The organism is Hyphomonas sp. UBA3601, assembly GCF_002375605.1.
Classification (GTDB): Bacteria; Pseudomonadota; Alphaproteobacteria; order Caulobacterales; family Hyphomonadaceae; genus Hyphomonas.
The window spans coordinates 1-8,232 of the sequence record NZ_DFME01000123.1; the positions used below are offsets into that span (position 1 = coordinate 1).

An 8,232-nucleotide genomic window follows, 5' to 3' on the forward strand; every position below is an offset into this window, starting at 1 on the left:
TGTCGGCGGGTCTGATCCAGCGGACCTGACGCTGCGGTTCGCGCGAGGTCCGCTTCCCAGACGAATCGAGGTGTTGTTGGAAGTGAACGCGTTCTTGCAGACCATTCCACCCGCAGGATTAAGAGGCTGGCAGGACCGGGCGCGGTCATACTCGTTGCCGCTCACGCCAACACGACGGGGTCTCGCCAGGCTGGTCAAACTTTGGAGCCGCTGGAAAGGTCCGCTCGGGCTGATACAAAAACAACACACTACCTTGCTGGATAGAGATATTCCGATCACACCCAATATCCGCTGGGTGAAAGACGAAGCTATTCGTATCTATTCTCGTGATGCGGAATTCGGCGTGAAGATGCAGATCGAGCGCGGCGATGGCAGTGAATTCGACGCTTTGCGCGAGTTCACGACCGGCATGGATCGGCGGGCAATCGACTGGAAACACTCTGCACGCCACCGCAACCTGCTCGCCAAGGAATTCCGAACCGAACGCAATCACAATATCGTCTTCGCTTTTGATACGGGTCGATTGATGAGCGAGCCGCTTGGCGGCGTGCCCAAGATTGATCGCGCCATCAATGCCGGACTACTCCTGTCCTTTGTGTCTCTTCGCAGCGGCGACCGCGCCATGATCTATGGCTTTGATGCCAAGCCCGGTTTCATGAGCGGGTTCATGTCTGGTCAACGCAGTTTCACAAAAGCTCAGGATCTGGCGGCTCAACTGGATTACTCCGCTGAGGAGGCCAATTTCACGCTTGCACTCTCCTCACTCGCGAGCAAGCTGGAGCGACGCAGCCTCATCATTATTTTCTCCGACTTTGTCGACACGATTTCGGCCGAACTCATGCTGGAAAATGTGAAACGCCTGACTGATCGGCATCTGGTGATATTTGCCACATTCGAGGATGAATCGCTCGCAGAAATGGTAGATGCGCCACCAAGTTCAACGGAATCTGTAACTCGCGCCGTCATCGCAGACACGCTCATGGCTGAGCGCGACACCGTCCTGCTTCGGCTTCAGCGCATGGGCGTACAAGTGATCGAGACGAGACCGGAACAATTCGGCGCGGAACTGATCTCCCGGTACCTTCAGATCAAACAGAGGGACATGCTGTGAGCGACCTTCTCAAATCCTACCGCTTCCGCGAAGAGCGTGAGTCCGACTGGCGCAAACTGGACTTGATCCTGACACGGGCTGAAAACTCCGGCGTGAAAGCGCTCAGCGACGACGATATGACAGCCTTGCCTCGCCTCTATAGGCAGGCGGTTTCTTCCTTGTCGGTGGCGCGCTCCATTTCGCTCGACCAGAATGTCATCGCCTATCTCGAAAGCCTCTGCACACGTGCATATTTCTTCGTCTACGGCGCCCGGACCTCCATCGGCGAGCGCATGATGGATTTCCTGCGACGCGACTGGCCTGCTTGTGTCTCCTCGGCCATCGGGCCAACTTTGCTGGCAGCTCTGTTCCTGTTTGGCGGATGGGCGCTCGCATTCTTTCTGTGCATGCAGGACATGGAATGGTTCTGGACTTTTCATGGCCAGAACATCTGGGACGGGCGCAATCCGGATGCGTCCGTCGAATATCTGAGGTCCACAATCTATACCGACGAGGGAGATCACGGCGACGGCCAGCTGACTTCCTTTGCGAGTTTCCTGTTCAACAACAATGCCCAGATTGCGCTGTTTGCTTTCGCGCTCGGATTTGCGTTCGGTATCCCCACCGCATGGCTGCTCGTATACAACGGTGTCATGATGGGCTCACTTCATGCCGTATTCTGGGACAAGGGGCTTGGCTATGAATTTACCGGATGGCTGGTGATCCACGGAACAACCGAGTTGTTTGCCATCATACTGGCAGGAGCAGCGGGCTTCGTGATAGGGGGCGCAGTCGCTTTCCCCGGCCAGATGACCAGGTTGAACTCGGCGCGCCATGCCGGGCAAAAGGCCGCCACAATTGCAATGGGGTGCGTCATCATGCTGATCGTCGCGGCTTTGCTAGAAGGCTTCGGGCGGCAAATGATCAATAGTGACGCGATCCGCTATACGATCGCTCTGAGCATTCTCGGTTTGTGGTGCGCATATTTTTATCTGCCAAGACGAACGGACACCGTATGAGCTCTACCGTTCCTCCGGCACCAGACACCGTGAACCTTGCGAATGTTGAAGCTGCGCGCCGCCGCCGCGCCCGCATGCAAGAGCAGGAGCGTCAGTCGAAACTTGTACGAAAACTGGTCACGCCGGAAGGCGCCGCGATACAGCTTAAACTGGCTACTGCATCCGAGCGTGCAGGCGCGTTTCTCATCGATGTCGCGATACAATGGGCCATCGTAATCGCGACCGCTTTGGGGCTCTCTTTTGCAATAAGGGCCATGGACCCCGAGAGTGCCAATATCGCTTGGGCGGTTTGGCTTGTCTTTTTCTTCTTCGTCCGAAATTTCTACTACATCTTCTTCGAACTTGGCACGAAGGCTGCCACACCCGGAAAGCGCGCCCTTGGCGTCCGGGTCACCTCTCGCAATGGCGGGCGTCTGACTGCGAACTCGGTTCTAGCCCGGAATTTCATTCGTGAAATCGAAATCGGTCTACCCTTTCAGTTCCTTATGATGGGCGGGGATCAAGTGACCAGCTGGATGGCCCTGCTTGGCTTGGTCTGGTCCGGCATCTTCCTGCTCTTCCCAATCTTCAACAAGGACAAGATGCGCGTTGGCGACCTGATTGCTGGCACCTGGGTAATCAAAAACCCCAAAACCAAGCTGATGGGCGATATCTCATCGACGACCCGAGCCACTACGCATGAGCGATTTGCCTTCACACCCCAACAAGCCGAAGCCTATGGCATTCATGAATTGCACGTATTGGAAGATGTCCTTCGCCAGTCAACGCAAGATGTAAAGGCGCAGGTCGCGCTTCGCATTCGGCAAAAGATTGGATGGCAAGCCCAGCCGGGTGAAACCGATATCGCCTTTCTGGAAGCCTATTATGCAACCCTTCGAAGGCGGCTCGAACAACGCATGATTTTGGGCGAACGGAAAACCGACAAGTTCGACGTGCGCTGACTATCTACAAACGCCCCTGCACCCAATCCCGGGTCAGGAAGCCGTCGATCAGGTCACACACGAGACCCAACTCAACCAGCGCAGACGCATAGCGACGTGGATCCACCAAGGTTTTGAAGATCGAACCTGCTTCGAACTGATCCTCCGCTTCCAGCGCCAGAGTCATGTGACCATCTTCGAACACACCGCGAAGCTTGCCCCCGGAAAAGTGCCGCTCCAATGCGATCAGGCGCTCCATACTGTCTGGGGACAACAACGCCCGGGCCTCCACCTGGTCTGTCGAATAGACGGTAAAAGCTTCCTCGAGTTCGCGGGAAATCAGATCCACTTTCTTCAGGTCACCCGAATACCTGCCCCGCTTCCACCATCCAGACCGCGCGATCACGGTTCGACCAAGAAAGCGCTCTGGGTATTCGACATGAACCAGAATGCCCTGAAATACGGTCTTGCTATTCTTGCCACCGGTTTCAAGTTTGGCTTCAACCAATGCAAAGCGAGTCCCCGCACGCTCACCCGAAATCAGATCTTCGAATTTGAGACGCGAGTGACCCGGTAGCAATTTGACAGTTTTCAGTATTTCAAAAGCTGGCGTCGGCGCGTCAGGACCGTTCGTGGAACTCATGTTGATCGCGCCTAACGGCGTATTCACTGTCGAGTTCATCTTGCCAGAATAGGCCGCATTCAACTCCTTCGCCCGAGAAGCCAGCGTCTTCAAATCGACAATACCGGACAGGTCTGGATGCAATGTGTCATAGGTGAAGCCAAACGGTTCACAGGCAGCTGAAAGGATCAACTGCTTGGTCTGCGACTTCATTGTAAAAACCTTGACCCAGGCGGTCGCCGACACAATCGCGCCTGACACCAAGACCAGAAATATGAGTCCGGGTGAGATGATATCAACACTCACGAGCGTAGAGATCATCAACAAAATAATAATGAAGACCGGGATGCCAGCACCGATAATTGAACGCGTTATCGCTGCACGTATTGTGGCTTTCCGACTCTCTTCCCGCCGGGACAGTTCGGGCTCAAGTACATCCGACCAAACACGCTCAGCCTTAGCAAACTCTGTACGACGACCCGATAACGCCGCGAGGGATGGCGCGCGCGTCAAAGCGTCGTTCAACCTGTTTGGACTAATGTCTGACATACTGAGTCCCCCTCAGGTATCAGGCTTAGGGACCCGACAATTTGGGATCAAGCCGCGAGCGTAAGTTCCTTGACGGCCGTGACGCAATTGCGCCCCTTGGCCTTGGACTCGTAAAGCGCGCCGTCCGCCTGTTCGAGCATGTCGTCGAAATCCGAGTTGGGCGGTAACATGGCCAGGCCGAAACTCGCAGTGACACTCACGGGTTGTCCGTCCACGATGACGACATGGTCTTCAATGGAAGAACGAAGACGGTCACAGACGCTGAGCGCCTTCTCCATATCGACATTGCTGAGCAGGACAACAAACTCTTCACCGCCCCAGCGCCCAAGTCGGTCGAATGGACCGCGAAGTTCAGAATATGCGACCGCCGCGATTTCTCGCAGCACACGGTCGCCCGCTGCATGACCATGCTGGTCGTTTACCGCCTTGAAATAGTCGATGTCGAACAACGCCACCGCCGATGTCATCTCCGTCCGGCTCATGCGCGCGAGTTCTTCACAGGCAAATTGTTTGAAGAACTTGCGGTTTAGCAGTCCCGTCAGTGCGTCAGTAGAGGCCATATCTTCCAGCGTGCGCTGGTAAATTCTCATTCTGTACTCGTGTTGGGCAGCAATTGCGGCCGTCGGAACGGCCACACAGGACGCAATGAAAAGGTTCGCGACAATGAAATTCTGGGGATCAGACGGGAACCCCATTGAATAGACAATGACGGAAAAGGTGAAGCATAGGCAAAGCGCCGTAATCGCCACAAAAGCGAAAAAGGTCAGCGATTCGACCACATCTTCGAATTTACCCTGCACGTCCCGACTCCCGGTTGCTGTAGCGGTTGTGACATAGGAAGTATATTTTACCGTCAATCGATTGAGGAATTTTAACGCCTGACCATTCATCTTTTGGAAACAAGCAGACAAGCTGGTCGCTACGCCTTGACGTTGCGCCAATGCTCACCCAATCAGGCATGGGACTGGCTGAATTTTTATTGTTAGCGCTCCGAAGCCGTCGTTCCCGAGCCGTCCAACAGCCTTTCTCGCGTTCTGAAATTACAAAAAATTTCGCAATGGCGCGGTTGACGCTGTGGTTCGCAGCTCTTAACTCCGCAGCATCGTTAGCAGTCGTGCCGGGTGAGTGCTAAAGCCCCCTGACATTTGCTTGCTGACGACCGTTTTCAATTGAACTCGTCAAAGAGACAAGAGGGCTAAATCCAATGAAACTTCGTCCCCTGCACGACCGTGTCGTCGTGCGCCGCGTCAAGGAAGAAGAGAAAACCAAGGGCGGGATCATCATTCCCGACACCGCAAAGGAAAAGCCGCAGGAAGGCGAAATCGTCGCCGTCGGCGCTGGTGCGATTGGTGACGACAACGAGCGTGTCGCGCTCGACGTCAAAGCTGGTGATCGCGTGCTCTTCGGTAAATGGTCCGGCACGGAAGTGACCGTCGATGGCGAAGAACTGCTCATCATGAAAGAGAGCGACATCATGGGTGTCCTGGAGGGCTAAGCCCCCACACTTTCGCTTTCCATCAGACAGAATTCTCAACAGAGGTAATCCACAATGTCAGCCAAACACGTAGTTTTCGGCGCAGAAGCTCGCGAACGGATGCTGAAAGGCGTCGATACGCTTGCCAACGCCGTTAAAGTCACGCTCGGTCCAAAAGGCCGTAACGTCGTCATCGAGAAATCCTTCGGCGCTCCGCGCACCACGAAGGACGGCGTCACCGTCGCAAAAGAGATCGAGCTTGAAGACAAGCTGGAAAACATGGGCGCACAAATGCTGCGCGAAGTGGCTTCCAAGGCCAACGACGTTGCCGGTGACGGCACCACGACCGCAACGGTTCTCGCCCAAGCCATCGTTCGCGAAGGCCTGAAGCGCGTTGCTGCCGGCATGAACCCAATGGACCTGAAGCGCGGCATCGACAAGGCATCCGCCGAAGTCGTTAAAGACCTCGCTCATCATTCCAAGAAGGTGAAGTCGAACGAAGAGATTGCCCAGGTCGGCACGATCTCTGCAAACGGCGACACCGAAGTTGGCGCAATGATCGCCGAAGCCATGGCGAAAGTCGGCAATGAAGGCGTCATCACGGTTGAAGAAGCCAAGTCGCTCGAAACCGAACTCGATGTTGTCGAAGGCATGCAGTTCGATCGTGGCTACCTGTCGCCTTACTTCATCACCAATCCGGACAAGATGATCGCGGAACTCGAAGATCCGTTCATTCTGCTGCACGAGAGCAAGCTGTCTTCCCTGCAGCCAATGCTGCCGATCCTCGAAAACGTTGTTCAGAGCCAGAAGCCGCTCCTGATCATCGCTGAAGATGTCGACGGTGAAGCACTGGCCACCCTCGTGGTCAACAAGCTGCGCGGCGGCCTGAAGATCGCTGCTGTGAAAGCTCCAGGTTTCGGCGACCGCCGCAAAGCCATGTTGCAGGACATCGCTGTCCTTACCGGCGGCCAGGTCATTTCCGAAGATCTCGGCATCAAGCTCGAGAACGTCTCCATGGACATGCTCGGCACCGCGAAGAAAGTCGCCATCACAAAAGATGACACGACCATCGTGGACGGCGCTGGCGCCAAGAAAGACCTCGAAGCTCGCGTGTCGCAGATCCGCAAGCAGATCGAAGACACGTCTTCCGACTACGACAAGGAGAAGCTGCAGGAGCGTCTCGCGAAACTGGCTGGCGGCGTAGCTGTCATCAAGGTTGGCGGTGCCACTGAAGTGGAAGTGAAAGAGCGCAAGGATCGCGTCGATGACGCCCTGAACGCCACGCGTGCCGCTGTGGAAGAAGGTATCGTCCCTGGTGGTGGTACGGCGCTTCTCGCTGCTGCAAGCAATATCGACGTCAAAGGTCTGAATGCTGACGAACAGGCCGGTATCGACATCGTGCGCAAGGCTCTGGAAGCTCCGGTTCGCCAGATCGCTGAAAACGCCGGCGTCGAAGGCTCGGTCGTTGTCGACCAGATCCGTCGCGGCAAGGGCAAGGGCTTCGGCTTCAACGCCCAGACCGAAGAATATGGTGACCTCGTCGCCATGGGCGTGATCGACCCGGTGAAAGTTGTGCGCTCTGCTCTGCAGAACGCTGCATCGGTTGCTGGCCTGTTGATCACGACGGAAGCGTCCATCGCTGAAGCCCCAAAGAAGGAAGGTGCCGGCGGCGGCATGCCTGACATGGGTGGCGGCATGGGCGGAATGGGTGGCATGGGCTTCTAAGCCCGGCCCTCAAAGCCAAATTGTCAGAGGCAGCACTTCGGTGCTGCCTCTTTTTTTGGGCGAAATGATCCTTCCGACGCACTCGATTCCAGCTTCTCTACCGCTGCGGCAACCGCTTAGAGTTGCCAAAAACACAAACGGGAGAGAAACAAAGTGGCATCTGCTTCGGATATGAATTTCGGTGACATGCTTGATGCTGTGGGCGAGATGCTTGGTCCGGAAGACCTGGCTCTGGCCCACGGGACACGGCGGACATACTGGCCAGACTTCACGGCTCGATCAAACCGGCTTGCGCGGAATTTACGCGAGATGGGGATCGAAACAGGCGACAAAGCTGGCTTCTATCTACGTAACCAGCCTGAATATACTGAAGCGCTCGCCGCTTGTTTCAAAGGTCGTTTCACGCATGTGAACGTCAACTATCGCTATCTCGCCGACGAACTCTTCTACATTTTTGATAACTCGGACGCTGCGGTTGTGTTCTTTGATGCACAATTTACTGATCAGGTTGAACTGGTCCGCGGTCGCTTGCCCAAGCTGACGGCCTGGGTCCAGATTGGCGGCGGAGACGTGCCTGACTGGGCGGTAGACTATGACTGTCTCGCCGCCGACGGTGACCCGTCTCCGCTCGGCATCGACCGATCACCAGAAGATTTGTTTTTCCTCTACACCGGCGGAACCACCGGAATGCCCAAAGGCGTGATGTGGTCACAATCTGTCTGGCGACAGGCGTCCAGAGAAGGCGCAGAGAAAGCCGGTCTGCCCTACCCGTCCACTATGGAAGAGTTCAAGATGGCAGTTCAGCTTATGGGAAAAACGGCGCGGCAGGTGCT

Annotated in this window: 8 protein-coding genes; 6 read left to right on the top strand and 2 right to left on the bottom strand. The window is 55.8% G+C overall.

Translation table 11 applies throughout. The features are described 5' to 3' along the window. Positions 1 to 253 precede the first annotated feature (253 nt). From B4F73_RS13270 to B4F73_RS13280, 3 genes are read left to right on the top strand one after another with little or no spacing between them, the layout of a single operon-like run. Positions 254 to 1,111, top strand: coding sequence for a DUF58 domain-containing protein (locus tag B4F73_RS13270; RefSeq protein WP_290483501.1), 858 nt, complete (start codon positions 254 to 256; stop codon positions 1,109 to 1,111). Continuing rightward, positions 1,108 to 2,109, top strand: a complete 1,002-nt coding sequence (locus tag B4F73_RS13275; protein WP_290483502.1) for a stage II sporulation protein M — start codon at positions 1,108 to 1,110, stop codon at positions 2,107 to 2,109. The genes B4F73_RS13270 and B4F73_RS13275 overlap by 4 nt, the downstream gene beginning before the upstream one ends. Beyond that, a complete protein-coding gene (locus B4F73_RS13280) occupies positions 2,106 to 3,050 on the top strand; it encodes an RDD family protein (RefSeq protein ID WP_242517325.1) in 945 nt (314 codons plus the stop codon). The genes B4F73_RS13275 and B4F73_RS13280 overlap by 4 nt, the downstream gene beginning before the upstream one ends. A gap of 4 nt (positions 3,051 to 3,054) precedes the next feature. Here the strand turns inward: B4F73_RS13280 and B4F73_RS13285 are convergent, their stop codons facing one another. Together B4F73_RS13285 and B4F73_RS13290 are read right to left on the bottom strand one after the other, a co-directional pair. Beyond that, entirely contained in the window at positions 3,055 to 4,200 is a 1,146-nt protein-coding gene (locus B4F73_RS13285; RefSeq protein WP_290483503.1) for a DUF3137 domain-containing protein, read from the bottom strand. Between the two features lie 47 nt (positions 4,201 to 4,247). Continuing rightward, positions 4,248 to 5,000: a GGDEF domain-containing protein gene (locus B4F73_RS13290; RefSeq protein ID WP_206990740.1), complete on the bottom strand. Its 753-nt coding sequence runs from the start codon at positions 4,998 to 5,000 to the stop codon at positions 4,248 to 4,250. A gap of 404 nt (positions 5,001 to 5,404) precedes the next feature. Between B4F73_RS13290 and groES the strand changes: the two genes are divergently transcribed. The 3 genes from groES to B4F73_RS13305 form a co-directional block, all read left to right on the top strand. Then, positions 5,405 to 5,695: a co-chaperone GroES gene (gene groES, locus B4F73_RS13295; protein WP_034811607.1), complete on the top strand. Its 291-nt coding sequence runs from the start codon at positions 5,405 to 5,407 to the stop codon at positions 5,693 to 5,695. A 54-nt stretch (positions 5,696 to 5,749) separates the two neighbouring features. Then, positions 5,750 to 7,399, top strand: a complete 1,650-nt coding sequence (groL, locus tag B4F73_RS13300) for a chaperonin GroEL (protein WP_034811605.1) — start codon at positions 5,750 to 5,752, stop codon at positions 7,397 to 7,399. Positions 7,400 to 7,552: 153 nt separating this feature from the next. Further along, on the top strand, positions 7,553 to 8,232 hold a 680-nt coding region (locus B4F73_RS13305; protein ID WP_290483504.1), incomplete at its 3' end, for an AMP-binding protein.

Coding starts and splice junctions, on each gene's coding strand:
- B4F73_RS13280 (WP_242517325.1), top strand. CDS start 2,106: ATGAGCTCTACCGTTCCTCCGGCACCAGACACCGTGAACCTTGCGAAT.
- B4F73_RS13285 (WP_290483503.1), bottom strand. CDS start 4,200: ATGTCAGACATTAGTCCAAACAGGTTGAACGACGCTTTGACGCGCGCG.
- groL (WP_034811605.1), top strand. CDS start 5,750: ATGTCAGCCAAACACGTAGTTTTCGGCGCAGAAGCTCGCGAACGGATG.
- groES (WP_034811607.1), top strand. CDS start 5,405: ATGAAACTTCGTCCCCTGCACGACCGTGTCGTCGTGCGCCGCGTCAAG.